The 13,663-nt window shown below is 44.9% G+C and carries 17 protein-coding genes and 1 other RNA gene; 2 read left to right on the plus strand and 16 right to left on the minus strand.

Features of this window, described 5'->3' with window-relative positions:
* Positions 1 to 3 precede the first annotated feature (3 nt).
* From tsaD to tadA, 16 genes are all read right to left on the minus strand, one after another.
* Positions 4 to 1,026 (minus strand): tRNA (adenosine(37)-N6)-threonylcarbamoyltransferase complex transferase subunit TsaD, encoded by a 1,023-nt coding sequence (tsaD, locus tag HC026_RS06170; RefSeq protein ID WP_168925126.1) that lies wholly within the window; start codon positions 1,024 to 1,026, stop codon positions 4 to 6.
* A gap of 4 nt (positions 1,027 to 1,030) precedes the next feature.
* Positions 1,031 to 1,504, minus strand: coding sequence for a ribosomal protein S18-alanine N-acetyltransferase (gene rimI / locus HC026_RS06175; RefSeq protein ID WP_168925127.1), 474 nt, complete (start codon positions 1,502 to 1,504; stop codon positions 1,031 to 1,033).
* Positions 1,491 to 2,075 carry a ribosomal protein S18-alanine N-acetyltransferase gene (gene rimI, locus HC026_RS06180; protein WP_168925128.1) on the minus strand — a complete coding sequence of 195 codons (585 nt, stop codon included), beginning with the start codon at positions 2,073 to 2,075 and terminating at the stop codon, positions 1,491 to 1,493. The genes rimI (HC026_RS06175) and rimI (HC026_RS06180) overlap by 14 nt, the downstream gene beginning before the upstream one ends.
* Positions 2,059 to 2,781 (minus strand): tRNA (adenosine(37)-N6)-threonylcarbamoyltransferase complex dimerization subunit type 1 TsaB, encoded by a 723-nt coding sequence (gene tsaB / locus HC026_RS06185; protein WP_168925129.1) that lies wholly within the window; start codon positions 2,779 to 2,781, stop codon positions 2,059 to 2,061. Before tsaB ends, rimI (HC026_RS06180) begins: the two co-directional genes overlap by 17 nt.
* A gap of 68 nt (positions 2,782 to 2,849) precedes the next feature.
* Complete coding sequence (locus HC026_RS06190; RefSeq protein WP_168925130.1) at positions 2,850 to 3,623, minus strand: acyl-[acyl-carrier-protein] thioesterase; 774 nt, start codon at positions 3,621 to 3,623, stop codon at positions 2,850 to 2,852.
* Between the two features lie 11 nt (positions 3,624 to 3,634).
* A complete protein-coding gene (rsmI, locus tag HC026_RS06195) occupies positions 3,635 to 4,513 on the minus strand; it encodes a 16S rRNA (cytidine(1402)-2'-O)-methyltransferase (RefSeq protein WP_211089437.1) in 879 nt (292 codons plus the stop codon).
* Between the two features lie 27 nt (positions 4,514 to 4,540).
* Positions 4,541 to 4,879 (minus strand): DNA replication initiation control protein YabA, encoded by a 339-nt coding sequence (locus tag HC026_RS06200; protein WP_168925132.1) that lies wholly within the window; start codon positions 4,877 to 4,879, stop codon positions 4,541 to 4,543.
* A gap of 55 nt (positions 4,880 to 4,934) precedes the next feature.
* Positions 4,935 to 5,954 carry a DNA polymerase III subunit delta' gene (holB, locus tag HC026_RS06205; RefSeq protein WP_168925133.1) on the minus strand — a complete coding sequence of 340 codons (1,020 nt, stop codon included), beginning with the start codon at positions 5,952 to 5,954 and terminating at the stop codon, positions 4,935 to 4,937.
* 18 nt (positions 5,955 to 5,972) lie between these two features.
* The gene (locus HC026_RS06210) at positions 5,973 to 6,302 is read right to left on the minus strand and encodes a cyclic-di-AMP receptor (protein ID WP_168925134.1); all 330 of its coding nucleotides are present in this window, start codon (positions 6,300 to 6,302) and stop codon (positions 5,973 to 5,975) included.
* A 23-nt stretch (positions 6,303 to 6,325) separates the two neighbouring features.
* Positions 6,326 to 6,958: a dTMP kinase gene (gene tmk / locus HC026_RS06215; protein ID WP_168925135.1), complete on the minus strand. Its 633-nt coding sequence runs from the start codon at positions 6,956 to 6,958 to the stop codon at positions 6,326 to 6,328.
* 235 nt (positions 6,959 to 7,193) lie between these two features.
* Complete coding sequence (locus HC026_RS06220) at positions 7,194 to 7,436, minus strand: YaaL family protein (protein WP_168925136.1); 243 nt, start codon at positions 7,434 to 7,436, stop codon at positions 7,194 to 7,196.
* Between the two features lie 12 nt (positions 7,437 to 7,448).
* Positions 7,449 to 8,048 carry a recombination mediator RecR gene (recR, locus tag HC026_RS06225; RefSeq protein ID WP_168925137.1) on the minus strand — a complete coding sequence of 200 codons (600 nt, stop codon included), beginning with the start codon at positions 8,046 to 8,048 and terminating at the stop codon, positions 7,449 to 7,451.
* A gap of 26 nt (positions 8,049 to 8,074) precedes the next feature.
* Positions 8,075 to 8,389, minus strand: coding sequence for a YbaB/EbfC family nucleoid-associated protein (locus tag HC026_RS06230; RefSeq protein ID WP_168925138.1), 315 nt, complete (start codon positions 8,387 to 8,389; stop codon positions 8,075 to 8,077).
* A 28-nt stretch (positions 8,390 to 8,417) separates the two neighbouring features.
* A complete protein-coding gene (gene dnaX, locus HC026_RS06235) occupies positions 8,418 to 10,151 on the minus strand; it encodes a DNA polymerase III subunit gamma/tau (RefSeq protein ID WP_168925139.1) in 1,734 nt (577 codons plus the stop codon).
* A 169-nt stretch (positions 10,152 to 10,320) separates the two neighbouring features.
* Positions 10,321 to 10,407, minus strand: an RNA gene (ffs, locus tag HC026_RS06240) — signal recognition particle sRNA small type.
* Between the two features lie 62 nt (positions 10,408 to 10,469).
* Positions 10,470 to 10,982, minus strand: a complete 513-nt coding sequence (gene tadA / locus HC026_RS06245; RefSeq protein WP_168925140.1) for a tRNA adenosine(34) deaminase TadA — start codon at positions 10,980 to 10,982, stop codon at positions 10,470 to 10,472.
* A gap of 181 nt (positions 10,983 to 11,163) precedes the next feature.
* Between tadA and nrdH the strand changes: the two genes are divergently transcribed.
* A complete protein-coding gene (gene nrdH / locus HC026_RS06250) occupies positions 11,164 to 11,391 on the plus strand; it encodes a glutaredoxin-like protein NrdH (protein ID WP_168925141.1) in 228 nt (75 codons plus the stop codon).
* A gap of 99 nt (positions 11,392 to 11,490) precedes the next feature.
* A complete protein-coding gene (gene nrdE / locus HC026_RS06255; protein ID WP_168925142.1) occupies positions 11,491 to 13,662 on the plus strand; it encodes a class 1b ribonucleoside-diphosphate reductase subunit alpha in 2,172 nt (723 codons plus the stop codon).
* Position 13,663: the final 1 nt, after the last annotated feature.

Raw genomic sequence — 13,663 nt, forward strand, 5'->3', positions numbered from 1 at the left:
TCGCTATGAGGCTATCCAATCAAATTCAAGGCTAGGATCAGCGTTTAAACTCATATCACCGAATTGTTTTAACTGGTAACCCACGTAGCCCGCAGCCCCAATCATAGCAGCATTATCGCCACAGAGCTTGAGGGGTGCTTTGATAAAATCAACGTTTTCAAATGCTTTTAATTCTGAATCCAGTCGGTCACGCAACCCTTGATTAGCGGCAACACCACCGGCTAAAATTAATTGCTTAACCGGATAAGCATCCAGTGCACGAACTGTTTTGTCGGCAAGAACATCCACCACCGCTTGTTGAAAACTAGCAGCTAAATCCTCGCGATTGAGCGTTTCCCCAATTTGATCTGCATGGTGAACCGTGTTGATGAAGGCACTCTTTAAACCACTAAAGCTGAAGTCGAATGAGTCGGAATCGTCCATCGCCCGCGGAAAGTTGAAAGCATCTTTGCCCAAATGAGCCAGTCGATCAACTTCTTTACCAGCAGGATAGTTGATACCCAGCACCCGACCAATTTTATCATAAGCTTCTCCAGCTGCATCATCACGGGTCTCCCCAATGATTTCAAACTGTCCTGGTCCCGCCAAGTAGACGAGCTCAGTATGGCCGCCAGAAACTAAAAGCGCCAACGCTGGAAACTCGATTGGCTTGACGTAGCGGGCGGCGTAAATATGACCGGCCATATGGTTGACTGGGATCAATGGTAAATCATGTGCGTATGCCACCGTTTTAGCGGCAGTAACACCGATTAACAGTGCCCCAACCAATCCCGGGCCATAGGTAACCGCCACGGCTGATAAGTCGTCGTAAGTCACTGAAGCCTCCGACATCGCCAAATCAATACAATCGGTAATTTGTTCAATATGATGACGACTGGCAACTTCGGGCACCACACCGCCAAATCGCTGATGACTTTTTATTTGAGTCGCAACAATGTTTGAAAGAATTTTTTCACCATTTTCAATCACTGCCACACTGGTCTCGTCACAACTTGACTCGAAGGCCAAGATTAAATGTCGTTCCACGTTCTTACTCTCCCTTCGCGTCCGATACGCTAAGTTTCATTAAAATTGCATCTTCATCTGGATTAGTATAGTAAGCTTTACGCACGTTAACAGCAACAAAGCCCGCCCGCTGGTAAAGGTGCCTAGCAGCGACATTAGATTCTCGCACTTCTAGGAACACCTGCGTATCAGTTGGCAACGACGAAATCAAAGTGTGCAAAAGAGACATTGCACGCCCTTCTCGTTGATGGGCTGGATCCACTGCAACCCCCGTGATATCAACTTGATCCAGCACTTTAATCGCACCGACGTAACCGATTAAACGGTCACCCTCATAAATCACGGTATAAAGCCTGTGAGCAGCAGACATATCGGCTTGAAAGTCGGCCATAGTCCATGCGGTTCCGGTTGAGTAAGCCCGCTCAGCAATTCGTGCGCAGGCTTTAACCAACGGGCCTAATTCAGATTTAGAGACAATTCGGACTTTAAGATTCTGCATCGTCAGAATCTCCAATGGTGATTACCATATCAACCGCGTCTTCATGGTCGCCAAAATAGTACCCCTTCTTGATACCAGCTTTTTCAAACCCCAAGTCCTGGTACAAAGCCTGAGCCCGCACGTTGCTCAATCGAACCTCCAGAGAAACTTGATTCAGCTCCAATTGACGAGCCTTTTTGATCATTACCGCAATCAAAAAATGTCCAAGGCCACGATTTTGATAGTCTGGTACGACAGCAATATTAGTGATATGAGCATCACTTTTAGCTTCATTAAAAGTGCACCCAATAAACGCCAGCAAACGGTCGTGACGTCTTAAAACCAAGTATAATCGGTCAGTTCCGTGCCGCAGTTCACTGGCAAAAGCAGCGGAATCCCACGGCGTTTTGCCACCATAAACGGCGCGTTCAATCCCCAACATTTCTGGAATATCAGTAAATTGAGCCTTAGCTAAAAAATAAGCAACGTTTTGGATTTGAACTTCGTGATTTTTAATGTCTAAAATATCTTGAAACCTAGTATCTTGAATCTGAAATAATTGCTGATACCAGTTTTTAAACTTTTTCAACATAGTCGCTACTATCCTCTTCTGGATGTTGTTTTTGCCAATCAGCCTCAGCCTTGGTCAACCGCAAGTAGCGTGGCACAAAACTGTTAACATCACTTACTGGTGTCTCCCGCTGGCCAAGCCGACCTAATTGAACCGCACTTGGCAGACTCAACTCAATTGGATACTCAATAAAGTTTGCCTCAAGAGCTGTCTTCAAGCGTTCAGTGAACGAATCAAGATCACCTAGCACAACGATTGGTTCTGATAAAGCTTTGAGTTGAGGCAACAATTTTTCAAAGGCGATGTGCTGATCTTTAATAACAGAAACCGGCACCCCGTTTTCAATCCGGTAAACACCAGCAAAAACGTTGTCATTACGTCCATCAAATAGCACTGCCACCAGTTGGGGTTCATTAATAATATTGGCAGCAATCGTTGCCAAACTCGAAACACCGACCAATTCAATTGCCAAAGTATCGGCCAGTGTTTTGGCTGTGGTGACACCAATTCTCAATCCCGTATAGGAGCCAGGACCATCGGCTACAATCACCCGATCCAAATCAGCCGGCTTTAACTTAGCTGCCGACATCGCACTTTGGATAATTGGTAATAGTTGGGTTGCGTGCTTCTTTGTCGTGGTCACCGTAGTCGTTGCTAAAACCTGGTCATCTAACATCACCGCTACACTTAGGGTTTGATTAGACGTGTCTAGCGCCAGTATTTTCATATCGTTTCAATACCTCTTTTTCCAATTCTTCAGCCATCATCATACACCTATGCCCAAGTGTCTGCCACCTAAGCCTCTGAATGATTAATGATCGGTTCCCAGTGGAATTCCGCCTCAGTGGCAACCTCACCATTTTCCATTGTAATCCGGTGTTTTGTCACGATTGCGTCTGGTACGTCAGTCATCAATGTTGCTTCACTAGTCACCATGTGGTGGTACTGAACCTCGTTTTGAAAACGAATGTTAATGGCTGTCAAATTATGACGGGTTAAAAAGCTCATAGGTAGAGCGTCTAGCAGCCAATCGAAGTAGCGCGAGTTATTCACGTGACCGTTGCCATCAATATCAAAATAGCGGACCCGATACTGCTTAGTCATTAACTGATCTGAATCTGCCAGCCGTTTGGGTTTTGGTAACCGGGGGATCATCTTTACTTCTTCAGAATTGAAAGGTGCAATGATATCGTCCGGGATGGTAACAATTTTACGGGTTTCGTGATTCATCGTGACCCAAATACTCTCGACATGAACACACTCTTTGCCGTCACTGTCATGCACCCAGAATTCACGGAAGGCAAAATAACGATTGTAACAAGTGGCCTGCGTGGATACTTCAATGGTTTCACCCTGCTTGGGCAAGCGCGTAATATCCAGCTTGTACTGGGTAACGACCCAGCCAATACCTAACTTAGCCACTGTTTTTGCACCCACTCCCAGAGAATCCGTCTGATCCTCGGAAGCCAAAATAATCATATTGATCAGCATGGCTGGTGTCACGGTGTTGGAGACATCCGTTTCATAAAAAGTAACTTGATGTTTTTCTGAAAAAATATTTGCACCCATTCGGTTTTCCCCTACCCCTTCTCGTTCAGATGGTGATAAATCTGATAAACTTCCTGTTTTTTCATTTCGCGTAAGTGAGCCACTTGCTTAATGGCTTCATTTGGTTTCAGTCCGGTTTCAATGAGATGATCCACATGATCCTCAATGCTGAGGCCGCTATAATCAGGCTCTTCGTCCTCTCGATCCCCCTGCGGATTGCCACTAACGATGACAACAAATTCACCGCGAACTTGGTCTGACTGCTTGGCCCACTCTAGTAGTTCAGTGAGTGTACCGCGTAAAAACTGCTCGTGTTTTTTGGTTAATTCTCGGCACAGTGAGGCCTGCCGCTCACCACCATAGACGTCTACCAAATGTTGCAGGGTTTTAGCTAGTCGGTGTGGTGCTTCGTAAAAAATTTGGCTTTCCGAGTGATTCTTCAACTCTGCCAGTTCAGCAACTTGTAGCTTGGGTTTCCGATCGAGAAAACCGTAAAAATAAAACGGCTGCGGTTCAAGGCCAGATGCAATCAAAGCTGTCAGTGCCGCGTTAGCCCCTGGTAATGGGACCACCGGAATATCAGCCTCAATACAAGCCAATACCAGTTCGTGCCCAGGATCACTAATTGATGGCATCCCGGCATCACTCACTTGTGCAAGGTTTTCACCCGCCTGCAGCTTCGCCACCAATTGTGGGATGCGTTCCTGAGTATTATGCTCATGAAAACTGATCTGAGGTGTTTCAATTTCAAAATGGTTGAGCAGCTTCTGTGTATTACGGGTATCTTCGGCCGCAATCAAATCGACTTCCTTGAGCACGTCGACACTGCGGAAGGTCATATCCCCTAAGTTACCGATTGGCGTTGGGACCAAATAGAGCGTACCGAACTGATTCTGTTTTGAAAAACTCATTTGCGATTGCAAGTTGCTCCTCCTAATTTACCGTTCACCATAAATAACGTCTAAACAAAACGCACAGGGTTCATTGTTCTCTCGCCGTTTGCCATACTCAAAATTACAAACGTGAAACCCTTCTTCGTAAAGTTTCTCGAGATTCTGCCGTGATTTTGACAGTTGAGGTTCAGGGTTACTGCCATCATTATCGTCATTGCCGTCAGATCGTAATACTTCTCGTAGATGCTGGTTTTCAATCTTCAATTCAGCATTTTGTTCTAAGGTCTTGGTCACTTCGGCCTGGACATGCTCAAACTTCGAAATTATCTGCAACATTTCGGTCTGTAGATCTTTCAACTCTTCGTAAACATCCCGCTTTGCCAAGATTGCACCCTCTTTGATTAATCAATATGTAACGAATGCCTAGTTAATAGCCACTCTAAGCAGTCTGTGTCATTGCCGCCAAAATTTGTAAGGTCAGCGTCTCTAAAATACTTTGAATATTCATATTTCCAGCAAGCGCCTTTTTGGTAGCCAAAGCCGCCGTTAAAATAGTTAAAAGCTGATTTCTAGACAACGACGACGCTATTTCTGTCAGGGTTGTTTGTAACGCCGGAAAAACCGTTTGCGCGTCAGATGATAAATATTTGGTCTGTAACGTATCCTGCCACAGCAAAATGATCGCATCTAAGATGACCGCTTGATGATCTTTGTCATGCGCTAACGGCATCAAGCCAGTTTGAACGGTCACGAAGGCCATATCGTCACGCTTAGCAAGTTGGCCAAACCAGCGGCTAAGTTCGTGCTGACAATTGGCTAGCCAGTCATCAACAACTAACTGTTGCGCATCATCTAAACTATTAGTTAATCCGCTCAACAACGGAATTTGATTTTCAGAAATATGATTCTCACGTAAGGTTTCGGCAAATGCTTTCCCGGTAAGCGATGGGAATTCAACAATTTGGGTTCTGGATAAAATGGTCGCCAGCATCATTGACTTATTTGTGGTCAACAAAAAAATGACCCGGTTGGCAACGGGCTCCTCAATAAACTTCAACAGACCGTTAGCAGCGTTAGTGGTCAATGTTTCGGCGCCCTCGATAATAAAAACCTTGATTGAGCCTTCTACCGGACTCTTTGCAAATTCGTCTTTAATGTAACGTACCTGATCAACTTTAATTCTTTGCCCATCAGGTTGAACCGTTACCACGTCAGGATTATCCCCAGCTAAAATTCGACCGCATTCTGGACATTGGCCACAGGGCATACCATCCTCGTTAGGATTCTGACAAAATAGTCCCATGGCAACAACTTGGGCCACCGCCCGCTTGCCACAGCCAGGTAACCCCGAAAAAAGGTAGGCATGGCTGAGCCGCTTCGTTGCCACAAGGTGAATAAAGTGCTGCATGAGTTGTGGTTGCTTACTTTCAGCTTGTTCAATTAAATTTTGTCCAGCCAAAGCCTACCTCCGTGAGTACTAAAATTGATGAAATTGTTCGATTGGTAAAACAAATACGGTTGCGCCACCAACCTGCACTTCAACGGGATACCCTGAAGTACTTTCCATTTGCGCATCAATATTGACAGGTGGCGTCATGAACTGCTGACGAGTCCTTGAGGTTTCATGAATCAAATCAAGTACTTCTTGAACTCGTTTGTCTTCAATCCCGATCATATAAGTGGTGTTGCCGGACTTCAAAAACCCACCGGTAGTTGATAGCCGGGTTGCACCAATGCCAGCCTTCACAAATTCGCTCCGGAGTCGATTGGCATCCTTATCCTGCACAATTGCAATTACTAGTTTCATGACTAACCCTTCTTTCTGCCAAATTAACGTTGCTTAATTTTATTTGTAATGAGTGCCATCGCTTGTTCAACCACTACTGTCAGCGGTTGCGTTGCATCGATTGTCACAATTCTCTCAGGAAACCGCTCAGCTAACCTGAGATAGGCTGATCGGACCCGTTGATGAAAGCTCAGTGCTTCAGCGTCTAATCGATCCACGTTTTTCCGGTGAGCTTTAATCCGTGCGAGACCGACTTCTGAAGGAACGTCGACGTAAATGGTTAAATCGGGGGTCAGCCCCTCGGTTGCAAACTGGTTCATCTGATAGACCGCTTCCTCACCAATCTGCCGTCCAGCGCCTTGGTAGGCTACCGAACTATCAACAAATCGGTCACACAAAACAATCTTGTTGGCAGCCAGAGCAGGCCGAATCGTTTCCTGAATAAGCTGTCGTCGTGACGCAGCGTACAGCAACGCTTCAGTGCGGACATCCATCTGAGTGTTTTGAGGATCCAAAATAATCTTTCGGATGGCTTCTGAAATCTGATTACCACCTGGTTCACGGGTCACCAGAATGTCAGTGCGTTTCTGAGCCTGGAACTGCTCAGTGATTTGAGTTAACACGGTTGTTTTTCCCGCGCCATCTGGTCCTTCAAATGAAATAAATAAGCCTGCCAAATTGGTTACCTCGATTACAATTAATTGTCGTGGGCCACAATAAAAACGTCCTGTGCACCCACTATACTTATGATACGACACTAGCAATTGTACTTGATTGGCGCTACGTAATCAAGCGCTTAGCAGACGCCAAAAGGTTGCCAAAATTACTGAAAAACTAATTGATTACCTACGACGTTAAACAAAAATCCCATTCTAACGAAAACATTAGAACGGGACTTGTTTTTAGCTGCGTCTAATGATCAAACACAGACGCTTGAATATGTTCACCACGAACCTTTCTCAGTCGAGCTTCACGGTAGAGAAAGAGGTATTTTTGTCGGGCTAATGCCGTTTGCGCAGTGATTTCTTCATCAACATCCGCAATCGCAATTTCAGTCTGCTTAGCCTGGTCCCACTCTTCTTTAGCGCGTTCGATGGTCGTTAATAATTGCTCATCAAACTGAGTTCTAATGCGTTGCTTACGTACACCAAACAAATGATCACTTCCTTACATTTCAGTTCGGCCTTCAACCGCCTTATACAGCGTCATTTCGTCAGCATATTCAATATCTGATCCGACTGAAAGGCCGTGGGCGAGCCGCGTCACTTTAATGCCGGCAGGTTTGATCAGCCGTGAAAGGTACATCGCTGTTGCTTCACCTTCTGGCGTTGCGTTGGTTGCCACGATAACTTCTTTAACGTCCGGATTGGTCTGCAACCGTTTCAGCAGGCTTGACATGTTCAAGTCCTCGGGTCCCTTACCTTCAATTGGTGACAAGACGCCGTTCAACACATGATATAAACCATGATATTCCTTCATTTTCTCCATGGTCATGATATCTTTCGCTTGTTCAACCACCAGAATCTGGCTTTGATCACGGGTTTTATCACGACAAATATCACAAGGATCATTTTCGGTGATGTTGCCGCAGATCGAACAAAAATGCAGGTCACGTTTAGCTGAAATCAATGATTTAGCGAACCGGGTCACGTCGTCGCTATCCATGTCAATGGTATAAAATGCCAACCGAGTGGCCGTTTTTTGTCCAATTCCTGGCAGCTTCATATAACTATCAATTAGTTGTGCAATTGGTTCTGGATATTGCATTGCTGCCATTCACTCCTTTAATTCAACTACATTCCGGGTATATTGTTGGTGTATTTGCCTAAGGTCTGCTTACCATCTTCATCAATTTGTTTTAATGCTGAGTTGACGGCAGCCAAAATCAAATCACTCAGCATGTCTGGATCATCTGGATCGATTGCTTTAGGATCAATTGACAGATCGGTCATTTCACGTTTTCCGGTAAAGGTCGCCTTCACCATTTCGTCCGGCGAAACACCGACGTAAGTCTTAGCCTCCATCACTTTTTGTTCTTCAGCCAATTGTTTTTCCATTTTTTTCATTTGTTTCATCATGTTGCCCATATTACGATTTCCACGCATCATAGTTTGTTACCATCCTCTATTAATATAATTAATCTGACTTGACGTCGATCACGTCGTCACCAAATAACTCCTTGGCCTTGTCGACCACTGGTTCTGTTTCGGATTTATTACCTTCATCACCGGACTGATCATCTGGGGGCGTTGTTCCGTCATCTTCCCCACTAGCGACTTGGTGCTGCTCCAAATAAGTCTTTCTAATCTGTGGCCATTGATCAGTTGGCACAAATACCAGTTTCGGTACTTTATGTGTTAACCGATCTAAACCGTTCTCCAGTGCGTCATTTAATTCCTGGTCAGCATTCGCACGTTGTTGTAAGAACGCATAATCAAAGGCAATGATTGCACCATCTGGACTAGCTGCCACCGGTTTGGAAACACCCATAATCGACCGTTGTGGGATTGACAGAATGTTCATTAAGTCTGACCAGACATCTTGTAAAGCGGATAAGTCTTGACGGGTTGCCGCACCCAAAATTGGGTAAACCTTGCTGAGATTAACCTGCGTGCGCTTTGGTTTCGGCATGGTTTTAACCACTGCTGGCCGTTTTGGTGTAGCACCCGTTGCGGGAGCCTTTTGCAATTCAGCCAGTGTTTTTTTCAGATTGCTAACTTCTGATTCCAACCGGTCGATCACCGAATGGTCAACCTGGCTAGCTCCCGTAGTTTGATTGGGTTGCTTTTGATGGCCTGCCAAACGTACCGTCAACACTTCGAGGTAAACATCTTCATGGGTAGTAAACCGCATTTGCTGTTGAATGTCATTTAAGTCATCAATAATGTCGTAAAGCTGTTGTGGCTTAATTTCGGTCGCTAGTTGCTTGAAGTCAGAATCCACCTGATCCATCTCAATCTGTGTCACCAGTTCAGGCGATTGCTGATACAGCAACAAATCCCGAGTAAGATTGACCAGATCTTCCGTAAAGCGCTCTGGGTCCTTACCTTCATCTAAAATCTGCTGTACCGTCATCAGCGCCTTTTGCGTCTCTTGGTGTGTGACCTGAGTCAAATAGGTCACCAACAGCTGCTTACGGACTGCTCCAGTAACTAGCAACGCGTTATCCAAAGTGACTTTATCATCACCAAAGGAAATCACCTGATCTAAAATACTAAGGGCATCACGCATACCACCCTCAGAGGCTTTGGCGATGACTTTCAGCGCTTCATCATCATAGTCAAGGCCCTTTTCCTTCAATATATACGTCATCCGTGACAGACTATCTTTAGCCTGAATTTGCTTAAAATCAAACCGCTGCGTCCGTGAAATGATGGTTGCTGGAATTTTATGCGGTTCCGTGGTTGCAAGAATAAAAATCACGTTTGCTGGCGGCTCTTCCAGAGTCTTTAACAGTGCGTTGAAAGCACCTGTTGACAGCATATGAACTTCATCAATGATATAAACTTTGTATTCAGCTTCCGTGGGGGCATACTTCACTTTGTCGCGAATGTCGCGAATCTCTTCCACCCCGTTATTAGAGGCAGCATCGATTTCAATCACATCATTCATGGTCCCTTTGGTAATTGCCTTGCAGGTTTCACACTCGTTGCACGGTTCGCCATCCACTTGATGCTGGCAGTTCACTGCCTTGGCAAAAATTTTGGCCATCGAGGTCTTACCAGTTCCCCGTGGACCGGCAAACAGGTAGGCATGACTAATTTGTTTAGTTTTAACGGCGTTTTTCAAAGTCTGGGTAATCAGTGTCTGCCCAATAACTTCATCAAAACGCTGTGGCCGCCATACCCGGTATAAGGCTTGGTAACTCATGACAATTCCCTCGATTCTCTCTGGTTTTCTCATAGAACTTACTGGTAAACATTATATAGTGTTTGGGAAACAAATACTATACATTGAGGTTGTCTGGACCGTTAAAAATCGTATAAGAAGAGGACGGTAACAAAACTAAATGTTTTGTTCCGCCCTCATTAAAAGTCATATCAACTTGGAGCACAAAGTCACACATACTTAGTGCTGCTTCCTTCCGGACCTGACACGATTCGTAAGGTTACCCTTGCCCCAAGGCCTTGCGGCAATTTCTACTTTAACATATTTAAAATATGAATGCCAGCCAAAATCACATCATCATCACGATTTATTGACCTGTTGTCGTTTCTTCAGCTTGTTGCGCTTGCGAGCGGCCTTAAAAAATTTTTTTAGGACATCACCAGCTCGTTTTGCTAACACGCCTTCCGTAACTTCAACCTGATGATTTAACCGAGGGTCATTCAACACACTATATAGTGTTGCTACCGCTCCAGCTTTCGGGTCACGAGCGCCGAAAACCACTCGCTCTACCCGTGAGTTGATGATGGCGCCACTGCACATGATGCACGGCTCTAAGGTGACATATAGCGTACAATCCACCAAGCGCCAGCTGCCCAGCTTTTGGTTAGCTTCCTCAATGGCAATCATTTCGGCGTGATCAGCTGCTTGTTGGCTATGCTCCCGTAAATTGTGGCCCCGGCCAACAACTTCACCATCATGGACAATTACCGCTCCAATCGGCACTTCACCGATCAACGCTGACTTATGTGCCTCTAACAATGCTTCTTCCATATAACGGTTATCGTTTTCGATCGTGCACATCACCTTTCTCATACTACCATCCCTGGTAGTCAAAAATATTCTTCACTGACTAAAAGTAACTATAATCGCCGTCCTTACCCCATATTTGGTGTTTGAGTTTAAAATTGAACACAAAATATGGGGTTTGAAGGTTGAATTTTTCGCTGACTGGTGTAAACTCTATTTATCGAGTTTACATAGGAGAGTGATTCACATGGCAAAAGTAACGATCTATTCACGGAACAACTGCATGCAATGCAAAATGACGAAGCGATTTTTAACCGAGCACCATGTCGATTTTGTTGAACATAACATTAACGAAGACCCGCAGTATGTTGATTATCTCAAGGACCGCGGTTTTCAATCCCTGCCCGTCATCGAAACTGGCGATACCCAGTTTAGTGGCTTCAGACCAGATAAATTACAGAAACTGGCCATTTAACATACGCAGGCGTTAAGGTGGCGTATTCTGGATACCAGAAAACGTCACCTTTTTTATTTTACGTATTTTACCCTCAATAGAAAAGAGTGAATTTTACAAATGAGTTTAAAAGAGCTTAAAGATGTCACTTATTATGATCTCAACAACGAAATCAACATTCCAGTCAACGGTCAGATTCCGCTGAATAAAGACCAAGAAGCCTTACAAGCCTTCTTGAAGCAAAACGTTGAACCCAACACCATGAAATTCGATTCTTTACAGGATCGTTTCAACTATTTATTGGATAACGACTATATCGAATCAGATTTTTATAACAAGTACAAGTTTGACTTTATTCAGTCACTATACGATTATCTGAAATCCCAAGATTTTCATTTTAAATCATTCATGGCTGCTTACAAGTTTTATGCACAGTACGCACTACGGACTAACGACAACGATTACTACTTGGAAAACTACATTGACCGTGTGGCGTTGAACGCACTGTACTTCGCTGATGGTGATGAACAACTGGCTATGGATCTGGCTGATGAAATGGTGCATCAACGTTATCAACCAGCTACCCCCAGTTTCTTAAACGCCGGCCGTAAGCAACGTGGTGAACTGGTATCATGTTTCTTAATTCAAACCACTGATGATATGAACACGATTGGCCGGACCATCAACTCGGCACTACAGTTGTCACGAATCGGTGGCGGGGTTGGTATCAACCTGTCCAACCTGCGTGGTGCTGGTGACCCAATCAAAAACATTGAAGGTGCAGCTAGCGGCGTTGTTCCCGTCATGAAGTTACTTGAAGACAGTTTTTCATACTCTAACCAGTTAGGCCAACGCCAAGGTGCCGGTGTCGTTTACCTGAGCGTCTTCCACCCAGATATCATTGCGTTTCTCTCTGCAAAGAAAGAAAACGCCGACGAAAAGATTCGGCTTAAAACTTTGTCGCTGGGAATTACTGTCCCAGACAAGTTTTACGAACTTTGCCGTGATAATCAGGAGATGTACTTGTTCAGTCCCTACGATGTTGAACGGGAATATGGCAAACCATTTAGCTACGTTGATATCACTAAAGAGTACGATAACATGGTGGCTAACGACGCAATCCACAAAAAGAAGTTACCCGCTCGTGAACTCGAAACAGAAATCGGCAAGTTGCAGCAGGAATCTGGCTACCCATACATCATCAACATTGATACCGCCAACCGGGACAACCCTATCGACGGTCGGATCGTGATGAGTAACCTCTGCTCAGAGATTCTTCAGGTTCAAACACCATCTACGGTGGATAACACCCAGACTTACGTTCAAATGGGCCGAGATATTTCCTGCAACTTGGGATCAACCAACATCGTTAACTTGATGGCTAGTCCCGACTTTGGCCACTCCGTTGAGACCATGGTCCGGGCATTGACGTTCATCACGGATCATTCTGACATCGACGTCGTACCTTCTATTCAAAACGGTAACAAACTTGGTCACACCATTGGTCTTGGTGGCATGGGGCTTCACAGTTTCTTTGCTAAAAACCAAATGATGTATGGCGATCCCGAAACCGTTGAATTCACTAACATCTACTTCATGCTGTTAAACTACTGGACGCTGGTTGCCTCTAACCACATTGCTAAAGAACGTCACACGACTTTTTACAATTTTGATAAGAGTGATTACGCTAACGGCAGTTACTTCGACAAGTACACGAATCAAAACGGTGAATTTTTGCCACAGTCAGACAAAGTTAAGTCACTCTTTAAGGACACTTTCATTCCAACCGCGGCTGACTGGGAAAAACTTAAGCAAGCAGTCATGAAAGATGGCTTGTACCACCAAAACCGTTTGGCGGTTGCGCCTAATGGCTCAATTTCTTACATTAACGACACCACTGCCAGTTTGCACCCCATCATCAACCGAATCGAAGAACGCCAAGAAAAGAAAATTGGTAATATCTATTACCCCGCTCCTTACTTGTCTAACGAAACGTTACCTTATTATAAGTCAGCCTATGATACTGACATGCGCAAAGTAATTGATGTCTACGCTGCCGCGCAACAACACGTTGACCAAGGTATGAGTATGACACTCTTCATGCGCTCAACAATCCCAGAAGGCTTGTACGAATGGAAGAACGGTCGAACGAATAAGATGACGACCCGTGATTTGACGATTCTGCGGAACTACGCTCACAAAAAGGGCCTCAAGTCGATCTACTACGTCCGGACATTTACGGATGATGCGGATGAAATCGGCGCTAACCAATGCGAAAGCTGCGTTATTTAAC

The organism is Secundilactobacillus angelensis (assembly GCF_012641075.1).
GTDB classification, from domain to species: domain Bacteria; phylum Bacillota; class Bacilli; order Lactobacillales; family Lactobacillaceae; genus Secundilactobacillus; species Secundilactobacillus angelensis.

Excerpts from the sequence above, each read along its gene's own strand:
- dnaX (WP_168925139.1), bottom strand. The coding sequence starts at position 10,151 with ATGAGTTACCAAGCCTTATACCGGGTATGGCGGCCACAGCGTTTTGAT.
- tsaB (WP_168925129.1), bottom strand. The coding sequence starts at position 2,781 with ATGAAAATACTGGCGCTAGACACGTCTAATCAAACCCTAAGTGTAGCG.
- HC026_RS06210 (WP_168925134.1), bottom strand. The coding sequence starts at position 6,302 with ATGAAACTAGTAATTGCAATTGTGCAGGATAAGGATGCCAATCGACTC.
- rimI (WP_168925127.1), bottom strand. The coding sequence starts at position 1,504 with ATGCAGAATCTTAAAGTCCGAATTGTCTCTAAATCTGAATTAGGCCCG.
- HC026_RS06230 (WP_168925138.1), bottom strand. The coding sequence starts at position 8,389 with ATGATGCGTGGAAATCGTAATATGGGCAACATGATGAAACAAATGAAA.
- recR (WP_168925137.1), bottom strand. The coding sequence starts at position 8,048 with ATGCAATATCCAGAACCAATTGCACAACTAATTGATAGTTATATGAAG.
- tadA (WP_168925140.1), bottom strand. The coding sequence starts at position 10,982 with ATGAGAAAGGTGATGTGCACGATCGAAAACGATAACCGTTATATGGAA.
- rsmI (WP_211089437.1), bottom strand. The coding sequence starts at position 4,513 with ATGAGTTTTTCAAAACAGAATCAGTTCGGTACGCTCTATTTGGTCCCA.
- HC026_RS06190 (WP_168925130.1), bottom strand. The coding sequence starts at position 3,623 with ATGGGTGCAAATATTTTTTCAGAAAAACATCAAGTTACTTTTTATGAA.
- nrdE (WP_168925142.1), top strand. The coding sequence starts at position 11,491 with ATGAGTTTAAAAGAGCTTAAAGATGTCACTTATTATGATCTCAACAAC.
- rimI (WP_168925128.1), bottom strand. The coding sequence starts at position 2,075 with ATGTTGAAAAAGTTTAAAAACTGGTATCAGCAATTATTTCAGATTCAA.
- nrdH (WP_168925141.1), top strand. The coding sequence starts at position 11,164 with ATGGCAAAAGTAACGATCTATTCACGGAACAACTGCATGCAATGCAAA.